12 protein-coding genes are annotated in these 17,897 nt (G+C 45.9%); 4 read left to right on the top strand and 8 right to left on the bottom strand.

Annotation, left to right across the window (positions count from 1 at the left end; translation table 11 throughout):
- Nucleotides 1–56: 56 nt before the first annotated feature.
- The 8 genes from H7F15_RS09635 to H7F15_RS09600 form a co-directional block, all read right to left on the bottom strand.
- The gene (locus H7F15_RS09635; RefSeq protein WP_185196767.1) at nt 57–1,022 is read right to left on the bottom strand and encodes a MoxR family ATPase; all 966 of its coding nucleotides are present in this window, start codon (nt 1,020–1,022) and stop codon (nt 57–59) included.
- A gap of 6 nt (nt 1,023–1,028) precedes the next feature.
- Entirely contained in the window at nt 1,029–2,399 is a 1,371-nt protein-coding gene (locus tag H7F15_RS09630; RefSeq protein WP_185196766.1) for a peptidylprolyl isomerase, read from the bottom strand.
- Between the two features lie 171 nt (nt 2,400–2,570).
- Nucleotides 2,571–4,883, bottom strand: a complete 2,313-nt coding sequence (locus H7F15_RS09625) for a peptidylprolyl isomerase (protein WP_185196765.1) — start codon at nt 4,881–4,883, stop codon at nt 2,571–2,573.
- 155 nt (nt 4,884–5,038) lie between these two features.
- Nucleotides 5,039–5,449: an ATP-binding protein gene (locus H7F15_RS09620; RefSeq protein ID WP_185196764.1), complete on the bottom strand. Its 411-nt coding sequence runs from the start codon at nt 5,447–5,449 to the stop codon at nt 5,039–5,041.
- A complete protein-coding gene (locus H7F15_RS09615; protein ID WP_185196763.1) occupies nt 5,442–5,780 on the bottom strand; it encodes an STAS domain-containing protein in 339 nt (112 codons plus the stop codon). Before H7F15_RS09615 ends, H7F15_RS09620 begins: the two co-directional genes overlap by 8 nt.
- Nucleotides 5,781–5,799: 19 nt before the next feature.
- A complete protein-coding gene (locus H7F15_RS09610; RefSeq protein ID WP_185196762.1) occupies nt 5,800–7,866 on the bottom strand; it encodes a GAF domain-containing SpoIIE family protein phosphatase in 2,067 nt (688 codons plus the stop codon).
- Nucleotides 7,867–8,070: 204 nt separating this feature from the next.
- Entirely contained in the window at nt 8,071–9,540 is a 1,470-nt protein-coding gene (guaB, locus tag H7F15_RS09605; protein WP_185196761.1) for an IMP dehydrogenase, read from the bottom strand.
- Between the two features lie 412 nt (nt 9,541–9,952).
- Nucleotides 9,953–10,270, bottom strand: a complete 318-nt coding sequence (locus tag H7F15_RS09600; RefSeq protein WP_185196760.1) for a rhodanese-like domain-containing protein — start codon at nt 10,268–10,270, stop codon at nt 9,953–9,955.
- Nucleotides 10,271–10,388: 118 nt separating this feature from the next.
- On the opposite strand from H7F15_RS09600, the gene pnuC reads away from it, so the two are divergent.
- The 4 genes from pnuC (at nt 10,389) to H7F15_RS09580 (ending at nt 17,817) form a co-directional block, all read left to right on the top strand.
- On the top strand, nt 10,389–11,084 hold the full coding sequence (gene pnuC, locus H7F15_RS09595) for a nicotinamide riboside transporter PnuC (RefSeq protein ID WP_185196759.1): 696 nt from the start codon (nt 10,389–10,391) through the stop codon (nt 11,082–11,084).
- Between the two features lie 149 nt (nt 11,085–11,233).
- The gene (locus tag H7F15_RS09590) at nt 11,234–11,410 is read left to right on the top strand and encodes a hypothetical protein (protein ID WP_185196758.1); all 177 of its coding nucleotides are present in this window, start codon (nt 11,234–11,236) and stop codon (nt 11,408–11,410) included.
- A 549-nt stretch (nt 11,411–11,959) separates the two neighbouring features.
- On the top strand, nt 11,960–15,010 hold the full coding sequence (locus tag H7F15_RS09585; RefSeq protein WP_185196757.1) for a T9SS type A sorting domain-containing protein: 3,051 nt from the start codon (nt 11,960–11,962) through the stop codon (nt 15,008–15,010).
- A 722-nt stretch (nt 15,011–15,732) separates the two neighbouring features.
- On the top strand, nt 15,733–17,817 hold the full coding sequence (locus H7F15_RS09580) for a T9SS type A sorting domain-containing protein (RefSeq protein WP_185196756.1): 2,085 nt from the start codon (nt 15,733–15,735) through the stop codon (nt 17,815–17,817).
- The last annotated feature ends 80 nt before the right edge of the window (nt 17,818–17,897 follow it).

Raw genomic sequence — 17,897 nt, 5'->3', positions numbered from 1 at the left:
TGGCTAAATTGTTAAGAATAACAATCAACAATTTATCAATACAGCAATTAAGCAAATTATAGCAGCTCCCGGATGATCTTCTCTTCGGTGATGCCCTCAGCTTCGGCTTTAAAATTGCGCACGATGCGGTGACGAAGGATAGGTAAAGCAACAGCCTGTACGTCTTCAATATCAGGGCTGTATTTGCCGTTGAGGATGGCGTTGCACTTGGCGCCAACTATAAGGTGCTGCGAGGCACGCGGGCCTGCTCCCCACTCCAGGTAATTATCAGCCTGTTTAGAGGCCATAGATGAGCCCGGGCGGGTTTTGTGCACCAATTGCACGGCATACTCTACTACATTATCCACCACCGGTACACGGCGCACCAGTTGTTGAAAGGCCAGAATGTCGTCGGCGTGCAGTAATTTGTTAAGCTGTGTAGTAAAAGCGCCTGTAGTGTTCTTTACAATTTGCAGCTCTGCCTCATAAGTTGGGTAGCCCAGGGTAATGTTAAACATAAAGCGGTCGAGCTGGGCTTCGGGCAGGGGATAGGTACCTTCCTGTTCTATGGGGTTTTGGGTGGCCAGTACAAAGAAGGGCTCTGGTAGTTTGTAGCGCTTACCGGCTACGGTTACGGCATGTTCCTGCATGGCTTCCAGCAGGGCTGCCTGTGTCTTCGGCGGCGTACGGTTAATCTCATCGGCCAGCACAATGTTGGCGAAAACCGGGCCGGTAATAAATTTAAAGTTACGATCCTTGTCCAGCGTTTCGGCACCTACTATGTCCGATGGCATCAGGTCCGGTGTGAACTGCACCCTGCTGAACGACATATCCAGCGCAGAAGCTATAGTTTGGATAAGGAGTGTTTTGGCAAGGCCGGGTACGCCTACCAGCAAACAGTGCCCCTGACAAAAAACCGCCGTCAGTACTAATCTTACCACTTCGTCCTGCCCCACAATCACCTTCGAAATCTCGTTTGTCAGGCTGCGGTAGGCGTGGTGTAGCGCGTCGGCTGCTTCTTTGTCAGAGGTGTACTGTGCCATATAGTTTTATTGCGTGAGTTGTAGTGCTTTGCAGTTCTGGTACTCAGGGTCTATTTCGATGTAAACCGTATCGATGTTCTTCCTGAACCACTCATCTACGGCTTTGCTCTTTTTATCGTTGAGTGCCGCCGCAGCTATTTTCGGATAATCATCTTCGAGGTTAGCCTGATGCGGAACTGACTTGCCTACAAGCTTTACAATACGCACGGCTTCTTTGCCGTCTTCAGTCCGGAACGGTATCGGCTCCGAAATTTCACCTACCTGCATGGTATCGATCACAAAGAAAACAGCCGGGTCTACCTGGTCCATCGGGATGTAGGTAGAACCGTTGCGGCTCGCCAGCATACCACCATTGTCTTTGGTCTGGAAGTCGTCCGAAAAATCTTTGGCAGCTTTGGCAAACGAGATGCTGTCGTTCTGAATAAGCGTGCGGATGCTGTCCAACTCAGTGGCAGCTTCTTCGATGTTTACTGTAGCTGTAGCAGGCTTTATCAGGATGTGACGGGTATTGTACTCCTGGCCTTTGCGCTCGATCATCTGGATCAGGTGGAAACCAAAAGGCGACTCTACAATACCGGAAATACCGCCCGGCTCCAGGCGCAGGGCAGCGGCTTCGTACTCAGGGGTAAGTTCTTTTTTCTTGAAAAAGCCCAGTTCACCACCTGCTGGTGCTGAGCCCGGGTCCTGAGAATACTGCTTGGCTAAGGTGGCGAAATCTTCGCCGGCAACTATACGCTTACGGATCTCTTCCAGCTGCTTACGTGCTTCCTGTTTTTGCTGCTTGCTTACTTCGGCATACTTCACGATCTGGGCCAGTTCCACTTCGCTGGAGAAGTAAGGAAGGCTGTCCTGTGGGATACGGTTGAAGTAAGCTGCCACCTCTTTTGGGGTAACGCGCACTTTGCCGGCAATCTCTTCCTGCATCTTCTGCATTACCAGCTGGTCTTTTATCGTTTTGCGCAGTTCTTCTTTTAGCTGGCGGATGCTCTTGTCATAGTATTGCTCCAGTCGCTCCACGCCACCCACTTGTGCCGACAGGTAATCCACGCGGCGGTTAAGCTCACCGGTTACGCGGTCTTCTTCCACAACTACAGAGTCTATCTCGGCGCGGGCCAGCAATAGTTTATCCTGCACCAGCGACTTGAATATCTCGCACTTCAGGTCTTCGTTGGGTTGCTGTTTGCTCTGGGCCAGGTATTGCAGGTAGCTGAATTCCAGGTCGGAGCGGAGCACGATCTGGTTGTCTATCTTAGCGATGATGCCATCCACGTGGCGCTGCACAGGTGCCTGCGCGTTTGCCTGAAAAGCAGACATCACACTAAAAACAATAGCTGCTGCTACACTAAATACCCGGGTTTTTATAGGTTGGTTATGCATATTGGTGTTTGTGCGCTTGCTGTTTTGCGCTATACTTTCTGATTTTATGTTCTGCAGATACCGGAGCCCGTCAGGCATTTGCCGTTAAGGCAGGGTTTGCAACCTGCAATCTCCAAAGATTTTTTTAGCAAAAAAAGCTCCACTATAAAAGTGCAGCTTTTTTGCAGCGGTTTATTTTACCAGTTTCTCTACCTCTTCGGTATTAACACTTACAGGATACTTTTCGCGAAGCTCTTTCACCCACTGCTCTTCCAGGTAGTTCTGGTAATCAGAGATGGCAACGCCACGTACCTCGTTCAGCTGCTTATACCCCGGAGCCAGCACATCCCTGATGATCACAAGGTACTCGCGGCCGTTCTGCTGTGTGGTATGGGTTCCTTTTTCCCACTTCACAGCATCCACTGCTTTGTTCTCACCTTTCTGGAATTTCTTTTCCGTAATCTGCACTGCCAGCGGGTTACCGGCATTCAGGTTATCTGCCAGGGTACCCAGATCCGAAGAATATAACGTAAAAGATGCCCGGCGATTGCGTCGGCGGCCGGTTTCTGTATTATCAGGGCCTGCCTGTTTGGTTTTGCCAAGTGCGTTTACAGACAGCTGTGCCGCTGGTACGCCCTCCTGCTGCAGGTAAGTAGCTACAGCCTGTGCGCGTTTCTGAGCCAGGTCTTTGGCAGCAGCATCTTCGCGGGCGTCGGCATGACCGTTTACATCCAGGCTGGTGTTCGGCATTTCTTTCAGTAGCTCGGCCAGTTCGTTCAGTTGGGCTACACCATCTTTTGTAAGGGTTGCCTTGCCATTCTCGAACAGTACATCCGGCAGCTTGGCCGTTTTAACAGGGTAACGGCGGTTGCTCAATTGCTGCTGCGCTTTCTGCAGCAGGTCCTTGTTGGCAGCACTGATAACGATAGCATCAGCACGCTCGCCCCATTTATATTTCTCTTTGTTTGCTTCAAAATATGCTTTCAGGCCAACAGAGTCTTCCACTGCTTTAGACCAAACTTTCTCATCCATCAGCTGGAACAACAGGATACCATCGTGGTACTCCCGAACCAGCATGCGGTAGTCGGTATGTTTATTCTCCAGGTTAGCACGCTCGTATTCCAGCAGGCTCTTGTTCACGAAGTTGTCGTAAAGCAGCGTCATGGCGTATTCGGCGGTGCCGCTGGTTCGCGGGCGCTGGTTCTCTGCCACGTAACTATAGAAGTCAGCTATAGTATATGGCTTGCCCTGTATGGTAAATAAGGTTGTTTTCTGTGTCTTATCCTTTTCGTTCGGCTCAAATTTCCAGGTGCCTTTCAGCAGGGCATCATTTGCCTGGCCGAAAGCTATCGTTTTGGCTTCAGGTACCTCAGTAAAGTTATTCTCCTGGCGGATGCGCTTCAGAAACACCGCCTTGTTAAGCTCGGAGCGGGAATCTTTGGCCACCTTGTTGCGCAGGTTCTGCTCCATGGCCTCGTAAGGTGGCAGGCCACGTTTTTCTATCAGTTTAACAATGTGCCAGCCATACGGAGTCAGCACCGGCTTCGATATGTCGCCTTTCTTCTGCAGGGCAAAAGCGGCTTCCTCAAATGCCGGGATCATGCGGCCGGTACCAAACCATGGCAGTTCGCCGCCGGTGTTGGCCGTGTTATCGTCTTCCGAGAATTCAGCGGCCAGTTTGTTCCAGTCTTCGTTGCGCTGTGCGCGTTTATAGATGGCATCTATGCGCTGCTTGGCTGCCAGCGAGTCGGCTTTTGGCATGCCCGGTGTGGCGCGTACCATAATATGCGCTACCTGCACTTCGCCCCGCGCATCGCGTTTGTCGTGTACTTTTATCAGGTGGTAACCAAAGCGCGTACGCACTGGCATAGATAGCTGGCCCGGCGCAGTTTTGTAAGCCGCGTTCTCAAACGGGTATACCATCTGCATGGCCGTAAAGTATCCTAAGTTGCCACCGTTCTCCGCTGCAGACGGGTCCTGTGAGTTTTCTCTGGCCAGTTTTGCAAAATCCTCTCCGGCCTCGGCCCGCTTGCGCAGTTCCATTACCCGGTTGTAGGCAGCCATTGTATCCTGCGGAGCGGCATCCGGCTCTAACGTGATAAGGATATGCGAAGCATTTACCTCCTGCTTCAGGCGCTCGTATGCTTCGTGCACCAGTTTATCTGTAACGCTGTTTTCGGTCAGGTAGGGCAGGGCCAGCTGCTCTTTGTAGCCTTCCAGTTCGCGCTTAAAAGCAGTGGTGGTATCCAGGCCGCGGCTTTCGGCTTCCAGTACCTTCAGTTTAAAGTTGGTGTATAGTTGCAGGTAGTCCTGCACGCTTTGCGGGGTGTAGGCATCTTCGTTACCCCCGTTGTTTTTCTCGTACACATATTTAAACTCGGATGTAGAGATTGGCTGGGAGCCAAGCGTTGCAATAGCCGGTTCTTTGCTGTTGTTCTTGTTGGATGCGGTGCACCCGGCCAACGCTAAAGCGGCTACCGCAACAAGTAGATGGTTGCTGCGCATAAGTGATTTAAACAAAACTTGTTTCGCTGATAAGGATCAGAATATGCAATTTTAATTATTTTTTCTGACAGATAAGCCAAAAAGTATAACTATAATCCTATTGCATAGGTTTTCGTTCCGGATAACGGAGAAAGCGCCGTTTAAGTGTATGCGCTTTACTTAATCTTTTTATATAGCAGGCAGGCGTTGGCGCCGTCCTTTGAGGTAAACTCAACCTTGTCCATGATGCGCTTTACGAGCGCAATGCCTACTCCGCCCTTTTTTCCCATCCGCACATATTCGTGCAGGTCGGGCTCTTTGTAATCGGTGCTTTTAAAGGCAAGGCCATTGTCGGTTATCTCAAACTGAACGGCATTCTTGGGTTCGGTAATGGTCAGGTAAATGTACTTGGTTGGGTCTTCGTGGTTGGCATGGATGATCAGGTTAGCGCATATCTCATCCACGGCCAATACGATCTGGTTCACCAGGATATCGGAGAGCGCAAGCTGCCCCAGATACTCCGAAACGAAGTCCCGTATTTGCTTCAGGTTTTTTTTAGTACAATTTACCCGGATGGAGTTATTCATCAGCAATGGTAATGGCTTCCTCGTAATTGGTTACGATGGTCATTAACAGGTCCAGGCCGAGTATCTCGAATACGTTGCGCACTTTTTCCTGCATGTTAAAGAAGATGAGCTTTATCTGTGCATCCTCGAAGCGCTGCAGGTGCGAAATGAATACACCCAGACCGGCAGATGAAATATAGTTCAGGCTGCGGCAGTCAACCAGTATCTTGTTGTATTTCATGATCTCCGGATCCGACAGTTCTTCGTCCAGTATCACAGATGAGCTTGCATCGAGTTCACCATCAAGGGTCATGATGATGGTTGAGTCTTTAATATCTTGTGTTATTTTCATCGGGTACTTTACGTTTTAGTTATGCGTTAGGTTGAATGGGTTTGAACTTTATCACAAGCAACGTCTGATCGTCGTAGAGGTTTTCCGGACCAGTAAAATCTTCCAGATCATTTATGATGGCGCACTTGATATCTTCTGCCTCGAGGTGGTAGGTCTGGGTAAGCATATACTTCAAACGATCTTCGCCATATTCTTCGGTCTGGTCCGGGTTACGGGCTTCTACTATACCATCCGTATAGATCACCATTACGTCGTTCGGGTTGTAGTCATAGTACATTTCCCGCACGTGGTTGTTATAGCTTTTGTCACGCACTATGCCAAGCCCCAACCCATCCGTCTGGAAGTAGAAAACATCATCCATCATGGCGTTATAGTACAGCGTATGGCAGTGGCCGGCGCGCGCAAACATAAAACCCTTCATACGGTAATCTATGATATATAGCGATGAAGTGATGAAAGAGGTTTTCTCGAGGCAGCGGCTGAGGGCACTGTTGGCCTGTTTCATAAACTCGCTCGGTGGCATGTCCTGCTGCATCAGGCCGTGGAAAATGCCTTTCATCTGGGCCATGTGGAACGCCGCCGAAATACCTTTGCCCGACACGTCGCCGATGATAATGGCAATACGCGACTCGCTTAGCTGCAGGAAATCATAAAAATCGCCGCCTACTTCCTTGGCCGCTACGGCGTGTGTCGAAATCTCGAACCAGCTATCCGTCGGGAAGGTTTTTGGTATCAGGCTCTCCTGTACCTGTGTGGCAATTTTCAGCTCTTCTTTGTAGCGCTCGTTCTGCAACGATTCGGCAACCAGGCGCAGGTTCTCAATGGTCAGTATAGTCTGGCTGGTGAAGGTGCGCAGTACGTTTATAGTTTCGCGGTCAAAGCCCTGTTCAATATCGCGGAGCAGGTACAAGGTGCCGAAAACGTGTTTTTTAGACTTGATGGGCAAGATGATGAGCGAACGCCACGGCAGCGCCAGGTCGCGGAAACCGGAGTTGCGGTCCAGGTTATTGTTGATGTAATCAATGTGCTGGATGTTGTAAGCCAGTAACAGGTGACGGATGCGCTCGATCTGCTCGTTGTTGATGTTAAGCAGGTGCGAGATATGGGTGTTGTTGCCGCGTACCTGCTCCAGCCAGCCTGCACTTGCATCCGATGCCTTAATGGTACTTTCGAACAACAGGTCGTACACCTGTGCCTCGCTTTGCCCTTGCTGAATGGACTGGCTCAGGCGCTGGAAATTAAGCAGGTCCTCGCTTTTCTGCTCAAACACGCTGGAGGTAGGCAAACTGAACAACGAGACCAGGAAAGCCCCTAGCGTGTACAGTCCAACAAATGCCATGGCCAGCATCAGAAACCCGACATCCGAATAATCTATAACCAGCTCCGGACTATCGGAAAACTCCTGAAAGAACTTGGTGAAGATATAGCAGCTGACAAGGATAGCACCTAACAGCACCAGAGAGCGGCTTTTTTTGTTGAACGACAGGTAAGCCACCCATTTAAGATTTGTGCACAGAAACAGGATATAGCAGCCCAGCAGCACAAAAAGGGGCAGAAAAATATAGTTGGTATAGTTGAAGTTGAGCAGCGTCAGGATGAGCGTGCTGCATAACAGCAGTTCGAACCACTCCCAGGCCACATGCAGGAACTTGTTTTTATGATAGAGCAACAACTGCCGCCAGATATAGAATGCCTTTGCTAAGAAGTACACCAGCAACCCAAAGTTAACCTGGTACACCAGGTGCAGCAGAAACGGCGATTTGACCTGCATGTATCCGGTGGCCAGCTTGTAGCCAAAGTACAGGGCAATGCTCAGGTAGGCTGCCACCGCTGCCCTCGAAAACAGGTTCCAGAGGTAGCTGCTGAAGTCGATGCCTTTCAGGTTATTGGCGTGGATGCGCTGAAAGATGAAGACCGAAAGAATGAAAACAATGATGAGCAGGTTGTTGATGTAGGGCAAGGCCATTTTGATAGCGCCCGGCTGGCGGGCACTCTCGGCCATCAACAGCACATTTCCCAGTAGCAGCACCCAGCTAACTATAGCAGAAATAACCAACAAAGATTTTGCGTTAGTCTTGTATAGCATAAAGCGGAATACCGTGCGAAGTTTTTGCAGCGACTGTTTCTGGATCTGTGTAGTGTTTACGTTAATGAAAGGTAGTAAAATTTTTCGCTCTTTAAGCAAGGTACCTTATCTGAGTTTAGAAAATCACCTTGCATAACGTAAAATATATATAGTTGGTTGGCTCTATTTTCTAAACCAACCAACTATACTACATCTTATCTATAGTTAGCGGCTATAGTTTGGTGCCTCGCGCATGATCTGTACGTCATGCGGATGGCTCTCGCGCAGACCGGCACCGGTTATTTTCACCATGCGCGCCTTCTGCAGATCTGGAATAGTAGGAGTGCCACAGTAGCCCATACCGGCTCTTATACCGCCCACCAGCTGGTAAATTACTTCGCTTACAAAGCCCTTGTATGCCACGCGGCCAACAATGCCTTCCGGCACCAGTTTCTTGGCATCTTTCTCGTTTCCCTGGAAGTAACGGTCCTTCGAGCCTTCTTCCATGGCCTCAACAGAGCCCATGCCGCGATAGGTCTTGTACTTACGACCTTCGTAGATCACCATCTCGCCTGGTGCTTCTTCGGTACCGGCCAGCAGCGAGCCGATCATAACCGTGCTGGCACCGCCGCCCAATGCTTTTACAATATCCCCGGAGAATTTAATGCCACCATCTGCAATTACCGGCACGCCGGTCCCTTCCAGGCCTCGTACGGCTTCCATTACGGCAGTTAGCTGTGGCACGCCTATACCTGCAATAACACGTGTGGTACAGATACTGCCCGGCCCGACACCAACTTTTACAGCATCGGCACCGGCATCGGCCAGCGCTCTGGCTCCCTCGGCGGTGGCAATGTTACCGGCAATCAGGTCTACATCCGGGAACAGGCTTTTTATTTTCTTTACTGCATCCAGTACCCCTTTCGAGTGACCATGGGCTGTGTCTACGCTTATCACGTCAACACCGGCTTCCACCAAGGCCTGCACGCGGTCAATCACATCGGGGGTAACGCCTACGGCAGCTCCAACACGCAGACGGCCATACTCGTCTTTGCAGGCGTTTGGTCTGTCTTTTTTCTTCAGAATATCTTTGTAAGTGATAAGGCCGACCAGTTTTCCGTCTTCGTCTACAACAGGCAGTTTTTCTATTTTGTACTGCTGTAAAATGTCTTCTGCTTTGGCCAGGTCAGTGCCACGTGCTGCTGTTATCAGGTTTTTGCTCGTCATCACTGTAATTACCGACTGGGTAAGGTCTTTCTCGAAACGCAGGTCGCGGTTTGTGATGATGCCGGTAAGCTTACCTGTTGCGTCAACTATAGGAATACCACCTATCTTATGGTCTGTCATGATTTGCACAGCATCGCCCAGGGTGGCAGTTTCCGGCAGGGTTATCGGGTCGAGGATCATGCCGCTTTCAGAGCGTTTTACTTTGCGTACCTGCTCTGCCTGCTTTTTGATCGACATGTTTTTGTGGATAATGCCGATGCCGCCTTCCTGTGCCATGGCAATTGCCAGATCGGCTTCGGTAACGGTATCCATGGCAGCTGAAAGAAGCGGCACATTTATCCGGATGTTGCGCGTAAGCCAGGAAGAAGTATCAGTGTTATATGGTAGCACCTCGGAATAGGCGGGGAGCAATAGCACATCGTCGTAGGTCAGTGCTTCGAAGGCAATCTTGTTCTGGTCAGAGAGCATGGCAAATAATTTAGGGGTTCTTATTTGCCGCGTAAAATTACAAAAAAATCTCCGGACAACGGCCAATATTTTTGTGATTTATTTGATTTTAAATTTTTTGGAGCCTAATAAATGAGATGCTGAAGGCCTTGTGAATTAGAAAGTTATCACATTAAAAGATGGGCTGGCCCGAAAGCAGCGTATGTTTTTTCTGAATAACTGAACTATAGTTTCCCGGACGGGCTGATGTTGGATGTGGGGAAGAGCAAGACATGGAGGAATTTGAGCTTGGTGCACAACCTTGCGCTCACAGCTATAAAACAAAGGCCGCAACTATAGCAAACCAACTATAGCCGACTCTGAAATCTCCGGAACTATAAACTGGCTTACTTCCTTTATCCCGGACAATACCTGTAAAACGGAAGCTTATAGTTTAGTAAGTGGGCATTTCGGGGTCTACCTGGGTGGCCCAGGCGTGAATGCCGCCTTTCAGGTTCAGCAGGTTATCGTAGCCGTAGCGCTGGCTCAGGAAGTTAATAGCCTGGGCACTCCGGAAACCATGATGGCAGATGACAACCACAGGCACATCGCGGCGCACACGGCTGGTTTGCTTAGGCAGTTCGCCTAACGGGATCAGGTCGCCGCCCAGGTTGCAGTACTCAAACTCTTCAGGCTCGCGCACATCCAGCAGTTGCAGCTTGTGGCCGTGCGCCAAGCGCACTTTCAGTTCCGGGGCAGTGATCTCATCCATGGTTATAGTTGCGGTCTATAGTTGTAACGCTTTTGGCTATTAAGTTTCGATTTGCAAACTTAGCAACCAATTGCAGCAGATTACCACTGCTGCCTGTAATTTATATACGATGGGAAGTATGAGTTTTATGCCGGCTTTATTGCTGACAACTATAGTTTCGGAGCTGACGATAGCAGAAGTGTGGGCGCAGTTTATAACAGGCATGCAACAAACCACGGCGCTGGAATACATTGCCGTAGTTGCCGGTATTGTAAGTGTGTGGTATTCGCGCAAAGAAGATATTCTGGTGTATCCCATTGGCCTGATCAGTACGGTGATCTATGTATACCTGAGCTTTAAATACCACCTGATAGGTGAAGCCAGCGTAAATTTATACTATAGCATCCTGAGCATTTATGGCTGGTACCTGTGGGCGCGGCGCAACCAGGAGCACCAGCCCGTTCTGCATATTTCGTTTTCAAGTCCTAAAATGTGGGTCTGGCAACTGGTATTTTTCGCGGTGCTCTATGCCCTGATCTATTTCTTGCTGGTTTACTTGAAAGATGCGTTTTACCCGGGTGTAATTCCGTGGGGCGATGCATTTGCCAGCGCTACCGCTTATACGGGTATGTGGCTGATGGCCCGCAAAAAAGTGGAAAGCTGGTACTGGTGGATTGCAACAAACGTGGCATCTATACCGCTGTACTTTATTAAGGGGCTGGTTTTTACATCAGTGTTTTACTTCATCCTGTTAGTGATGGCTTTCTGGGGACTGAGCGAGTGGCAGCGGCGTGCCCGGTCAGCAACAGCGCAGCAGGCAAAGCAGAAAGCCTGAGTTGTATATTTAGTTTGTTGCGTCACGTTTTATAGTTGTTTTGTACCATCCGGGGCTTGTTGGGTTACGTACATGCACATAGCTGGCTGTTTGATAAAAATGTAAGCCCGGTTTAGTAAGTAATGTTTAACCACTAAAAGTGCAGTAACATGAAACAACGTAAACTTGAGTTGCCAGAAGAATTAAAGTATAAGAACAGATTAAAGTGGGGATATGAGTCGCCGGACGAAAGCCCGAAATATATTTACTACAGGCAATACGGAGATAAAAAACCCAAGCAGTTGGAAGTCTATAATTTTTATGGCTACAGCTTTTCGGAATGTTAAATTAAAGTTGAAACATTCTTATTAATTTTTGCCCATTGTTAAGTATAGTTCCCCACTATATTTAATTGCTTTACTTTAATTTATTATTTACATAGTACAAAATTGAGTAGTTGCCGTTACCTTTAACACAGCTACTCAATTTTTTTTGTGGCTACCTCTACTTATCTGCCGCCTCTGCCCGGCAACGCCATTTGGTAATGTGCTTTAGTAAGCCATTGTAAGAGTTGTCCTCTACCTACCTGACTTCTGAAAATGTGATTGGTTTTACTTTAAATTTTTAAGGTAGGGAATAGCATATTATCTACTCTCACTTGCAAGCAAACCAGCTTTAAGCAATCCTCAAACTACTTGTTTATGGTTCTACTTTGCCTCACCAATAAGGGCAACAGTCATTCTTTTGCCCATTTTTTTCTGAAGCCTCCATGAAGCTAAAGATGCCTTTAAAGGTAATTTGTATTTCCCCAAGTTCGCACAAAATATACTATAGCTCTGGCAAGCCAGAGAACCGAATGATCTCTATATAACACAACACTATGAAGGTATTTATTTATGAAAAACATTAACTTTTTTTTAATCAAAGCAGACAGTTTAAAGACGAAGCAATTGCAATTTTTATGGCGATTTACTTTGTTAATGTTGGGTGTTTTATTGATAACGAGTAATATTTATGCTCAAAAATCCGGTCCTGATCCGGGTAGAGGAGGAACTGCAGCCGGTTTTGAGGTAGATTCTGATTTTAAATCTGGTTTTATTCCTACATGGTGGACCTCTAGTAGTTACACGATTATTCCACCAAATGCATCAAGGACTGCTGATGACTGGTCGAAAGGCTCTTCAGGGAATGCTGTACTGAAGCAGGTAGGAGGAGTATCAACCCCAGGAAGTTCAGTTGATGGAAGGTCTATCTGGCAGGTTGATGGTAACTGGGGTAATAATAGTGTGACAGCTGAAGTTGCCTCATTTGCCGGAACTTCTAACAAAAACGGCAACCCTATTGGTACAGGACAAAGCCCTTACCTGATTCAATTGGGTGGAAGCGGCCCACAAAAGAACGACATAACAAATACCTACCTGCACGGAAGAGAGGATATTAATGGGGATACCTGGCTGTTTTTCGGCGCAGAAACACGGTCAACTAGTGGAAATAGCTACCTGGATTTCGAATACAACCAAGCTGGTGTTAAAATAGAAGGAAGCAACTTAGTTGGAAATGGCTCAGTAAATGGCCGTACTGTTAATGACTTCCTTTTAGTAATCAATTATACAGGTGGTGGTAACAGGCCGGTTGTCGGTATCAGGAAATGGTTAGCCACTGGCACATGGTCTGATGAATTACCAGTAACTGAACTCGGTGCATTTGTTACAACAAACTCAGGAATAATTGATGCTGTAGCTCCTAATAAAGCTTTTACTGGTGATGGCGCATTTGCCAATACAGTAATGGCACTCCAGTTTGTTGAAGGTGGTATAAATATTAGCAAAGTGCCTGGATTAGAAGCTTTAAACAGATGTTCGCCAGAGGCTACTGTTACAGTTAAAACCAGATCATCAAGTTCATATACTGCTGAATTGAAGGATTTCGATATTTTAAATTTTCAGCTGGTGCCTGGATCAACTTTATCAGACATAAGCCCTCTAACCAAATGCCCTGGTGAAAGTGCTGTTTTTACGACAACCGTTGGGGGGGAAGGTGCGCTTGGTTCAAACGTGAAATGGTATAAAGTTACCGGAACAACTGAGACAGAAATTACTTCAGGTATTACATTTACAGCAACTACAAGTACCTTAACATTGACTAACTTAACTACAGGTGATGGTGCAACTTATAAAGCTAAACTTTTTGGGGCAACTTGTGGTGAACCTTCTAAAACGGCTCTGTTAACAGTAAATCCTACCCCTCAGGGTACCAATACAACTATGAGTGCCTGCCCAACCACAATAGGTGGTTCAACAGCTACTTTTGATTTAACAACTAAGAACGGTACCGTTACAGGTGACGTAGCAGGTGTAAGTGTAGAGGGCTGGTATGAGACTTATGCATCTGGCGCATTTTCTAATAAGATTGAAAGCCCAGAAAGCTATACATCAGCAACAGGTAAAACTGTTTATGCAAAATTAACAGGCGCAGGTGGTTGTATAGGTGTAGCTCAAAATGCTTTAACAGTTACGCCATCTCCAACCGGAACTAGTACTTCCCAAACGCTTTGCTCAAGCTCAATTGGAGGAAGCGTAGCTATTTTTGATTTAACTACCAAAAACAGTACAGTTACTGGGGGAGCAACAGGAGTTACAGTAGAAGGCTGGTATGAGACTTACGCGAATGGAGTATTCTCTAATCAGATTGCTTCAGCTGATAGCTATGAGTCAGGAAGTAAAACCGTTTATGCTAAATTAATTGGAGCAGGAAGCTGTATTGGTGTGGCTCAAAACGTATTAACTGTTAATACTTCTCCTACTGGTACAAATACTTTCCAAACACTTTGCTCTAGTGCTATAGGTGGTAATACAGCTACTTTTAATTTAACTACTAAAAATAGCACAGTTACAGGGAATATCGCTGGAGTAAGCGTGGAAGGTTGGTATGAAACTTATTCGGCTAATGTCTTTTCAAATCCAATTTTAACACCAACCGCCTATACTTCCGGAAACAAAACAGTTTATGCAAAACTTACTGGAAACGGTGGCTGTATTGGAGTAGCCCAGAATGTATTAACAGTCAGCTCATCGCCACAAGGAACTAATACAACAATGACTTCTTGCCCGACAACCATAGGTGGTTCCACAGCAGTATTTAATCTTACAACCAAAAACAGTACCGTTACAGGTGGTGCCCAAGGAGTAAGCGTAGCTGGTTGGTATGAGACTTATTCTGGAGGTGTATTCTCAAATCCAATTTCTACGCCAGCAACTTATACTTCCAGCAGTAAAACAGTTTATGCGCAGTTAAGTGGTGCCGGCAACTGTATCGGGGTGGCTCAAAATGCCCTTACTGTAACTCCGTCACCAGGAGATATAGACGTAGATATAACTGATCCAAGCCTTTGTGGAAGTGCTTATGCTACCGTTACTGTTACCAGTGAAGTTCTAGCAGGAAGTACCTATACACTCGTTAGTGGCGGAGTTACTAAAAGTGTTGGTCCTACAACTGCAGGGCAGGTAGTTTCATTCAGCGGATCTGCTAACGATGGTGCCTTCTTGACAGCTGGCGCAGGTTATAGTTTAACTGTTGTTAACGCGGGTGGTTGCTCTTCTGATCCGGCTGTATGTGAAGATCCAGTAATTGATAAATCGATACAAACAAATAAAGCCAGTAGTATAGAAGCTAAAGATAAGGTTGTAGAAGATGAAGCAACTGCCTACCCAATTCCTTTCTATGACAGAACAACCATAGAGTTCCGATCTGAAAGAAGTGGTAATTATGTTATTCACTTATATGACATGAAGGGCAAGCTGATCAGAGAACTGAAGTCTGGTACGGTAAAAGCTGGCGAAACTCAAACTATAGAAGTAGACGGCAAGGACCTGGCTGAAGGTATGTACCTGGCTCGTATAGTAAACGGATCGGGTTCAAAGACTGTGAAGCTGTTAAAGAGAAAGTAACATTTGATTAAACTATACAAAAACAGACAGGCACTTTGCCTGTCTGTTTTTGTATAGTTTAATCAATTATGATGATAATGCAGCATGAAACCTTAAGGTACAAAGTTATCAGTCGCTCGTTGCTAAAAGTCTATAAGAGTGGGCTGGAGCATTCAGAATTTATTCCCTTTGTACTGAAAGCATTTCCCCATAGTATTTTAATAATTTACAATATAGTAGTTGAAATAAAGTATAAAATAATCACGGATACGTACTTTAAAATAACTATTTGAAAATGCTGTACTAATTGCTTCAAACTTACTGAAACTTGTACAGCGCAGAACCCAACACATTTTGTGTTTATTACCAACCTCTTTCCTTAGGTTGGGTTATTAAGCAGTTTTCCCCTCTTCAGGCTGTTCTGCATTGCACTCCATCATAACTTAAAATCCAGTCACGGGCTACCCAAAAAAGGCTTCCACTGATTCCGGCTTCTTCGTTGTAGCGCAACCACACAGGTACCTTAACTGACATAACATATTTTATATGAAATTAAACTGCTTACACGTCATAGGCAATTGCTACTCTATTGTCCAAACTTTACCGCAACCTCCTTAGTCTTTAGGCAAAAACATCACAACTAAAACTTTAAGCTTCTTATCGTTTGGCGCACCATGTTTCTGCTTTTAGCAGCCAATCACATTACATACAACTAGAAATCAACAATATGAAAGTATTTACTCATGAAAGAAATTAACAATTATTTAAACAAGGCAAGTGGTGTTACATTAAAGAAACTATGGCATTATGCTACTATAATGCTTGTTTTACTTTTATGTTCAGGACTTGATGCATTTTCTCAGAAGACGGATCCAGTACCGGGTAAAGGTGGAACAGTGGGAGTTAGCACTTCTACTAATAGAGGATTCGAAGTAGACGCTCATTTTCAATCTGGCACACTTCCTCCTTTTTGGAATGCTGGCAATTATACTAACTACCCTACTGTTGGCGATGATTGGACAGGAACTAATGGTGTCCTTAAGAAAGTAAATGGCAATTATGTTGTAGGAGAAACTGCAGACAAACAAACAGTTTGGAAGATAGATGGTAACTCAGGTAACAAAAGCATATATCCTGAGCTAGATATGTTTTCTGGTACAAGTAATAAAAACAGCGATTTTATTGGGTCAGGAGCCGGACAAGATCCTTGGAGTGTTAAAGCAGCTGATGGTGGCCCGCAGAAAAATGATATCACAAACGTATACCTGCATACAAGAAGAGATGTAAATGGTGATAAATGGCTGTTTTTCGCCTTCGAAACACGTTCTACAGATGGTACAAGTTATGGCGACATAGAATATAACCAGGCGGGTCTGGTTTTTACTGCTCCTAATGGAGGAAATGGCTCTATTGTAGGTAGCGGCCCATTAGGTGGTCGTACATTAAATGACTTTATCTTAAGCGTAGATTTTAGCGGTGGTGGTACAAATCCTAAGATTGCAGCTAGAGTTGTTCAGGCAGGCGGAGTATGGAGTGGGCCAATGAATGTGGATGCCTTTTCTTATTTAACTGTAAATATTTTGAATGTTCCTGCAGTTATACCTGGAGGAGGATTTAATGGTGATGGAAGCGCTTCTAATACTACTTATGCTTTCCAATTAATTGAAGGAGCTATAAACTTAACTGATTCAGGGCTGGAGCCTGATGCATGTAATCCTGCATCAACAATTACCTTTAAAACACGTTCATCCGATTCCTTTACCGCAGAGCTTAAAGATTTATCTGTGGTACCATTTACTATCGTTCCGCCTGCCACTTTAGCACTATCTGCTGATGTAACAGTTTGCCCTACGGAAAATGCCTCATTTACTGCTACTGTTGAAGGTGAAGGAGCATCAGGAGTAAATGTTAAGTGGTATAAAGTTGAGACAGCAGATAATCCTGGCACACCAAGCAACGAAGAAGTATTAGGTTCTGAAATAGCTGATGGAGGACTAGGAGGTAGAGCTAATATAACATCAACTGCATTAACAGAAACTTTAACAATAACTGGAGTAATAGCAGGAGATGCAGGTACTTACAAAGCCGTGTTAACTGGAGCAGTATGCGGGAACCCAGCTGATTATGCTGACCTTATTATAAATACAGTAGATAAACCAATAGTTGTTTTAACTAATGCCACTATTTGTGGTCCTGAAAAATCAAATAAATTAAAAGTCTGTAATCCGGTTGTTGGAGCTACCTACACTCTTGTTCAGATAAATACGGTACCTGAACCTGACGTTGAAGTTTATCATGAGGAAGTATTGGATTATGCAAATGGAGATTTAATATTTGATAACCTACTCGCAGGCTATGGATTTACTTTAACAATCAATTTGAATGGTTGTACAGCAACAACAACTTGCTCCGATAATGATGATTCATCTACTGGTAAAGATGGGCCAAATGACTTCATTCGTGAAACCTGCCCAACTCCTCTAGTTCAACCTGTAATAGGAGCAGCTTCTTCAATTGAGAGTTTAACTTCTTCCAGCGAAATCAAAAGTTCAGATAAGCTGGCAGAAGACAGAAAAATCACTGCTTACCCGGTTCCATTCCGAGACAGAGTTAATGTTGATTTTATATCCGAGCGAAGTGGTAGCTATACTATAAACCTCTATGATAGTAAAGGAAAACTTATCAAAGATTTGAGATCAGGAAAAGCAAAAGCCGGCCAATTGCAAACGATAGAAGTTGATGGTCGGAGCTTGCCTGATGGTATGTACTTCATTCGGGTAATAGATAACGCAGGCTCCAGAACAGTTAAACTGCTGAAAAAAGAGTAAAGTGGACTAAATAACAGTAATAATACAACTTAGAAACGGAAGCGGATATTAATTTCGCTTCCGTTTTTAATGAATAAGTA

It is taken from the genome of Pontibacter sp. Tf4 (assembly GCF_014212495.1).
GTDB lineage: Bacteria > Bacteroidota > Bacteroidia > Cytophagales > Hymenobacteraceae > Pontibacter.
This window is presented reverse-complemented; position numbering and strand designations above follow the sequence as displayed.

Coding starts and splice junctions, on each gene's coding strand:
- H7F15_RS09635 (WP_185196767.1), bottom strand. CDS start 1,022: ATGGCACAGTACACCTCTGACAAAGAAGCAGCCGACGCGCTACACCAC.
- H7F15_RS09630 (WP_185196766.1), bottom strand. CDS start 2,399: ATGCATAACCAACCTATAAAAACCCGGGTATTTAGTGTAGCAGCAGCT.
- H7F15_RS09625 (WP_185196765.1), bottom strand. CDS start 4,883: ATGCGCAGCAACCATCTACTTGTTGCGGTAGCCGCTTTAGCGTTGGCC.
- H7F15_RS09620 (WP_185196764.1), bottom strand. CDS start 5,449: ATGAATAACTCCATCCGGGTAAATTGTACTAAAAAAAACCTGAAGCAA.
- H7F15_RS09615 (WP_185196763.1), bottom strand. CDS start 5,780: ATGAAAATAACACAAGATATTAAAGACTCAACCATCATCATGACCCTT.
- H7F15_RS09610 (WP_185196762.1), bottom strand. CDS start 7,866: ATGCTATACAAGACTAACGCAAAATCTTTGTTGGTTATTTCTGCTATA.
- guaB (WP_185196761.1), bottom strand. CDS start 9,540: ATGCTCTCTGACCAGAACAAGATTGCCTTCGAAGCACTGACCTACGAC.
- H7F15_RS09600 (WP_185196760.1), bottom strand. CDS start 10,270: ATGGATGAGATCACTGCCCCGGAACTGAAAGTGCGCTTGGCGCACGGC.
- pnuC (WP_185196759.1), top strand. CDS start 10,389: ATGAGTTTTATGCCGGCTTTATTGCTGACAACTATAGTTTCGGAGCTG.
- H7F15_RS09590 (WP_185196758.1), top strand. CDS start 11,234: ATGAAACAACGTAAACTTGAGTTGCCAGAAGAATTAAAGTATAAGAAC.
- H7F15_RS09585 (WP_185196757.1), top strand. CDS start 11,960: ATGAAAAACATTAACTTTTTTTTAATCAAAGCAGACAGTTTAAAGACG.
- H7F15_RS09580 (WP_185196756.1), top strand. CDS start 15,733: ATGAAAGAAATTAACAATTATTTAAACAAGGCAAGTGGTGTTACATTA.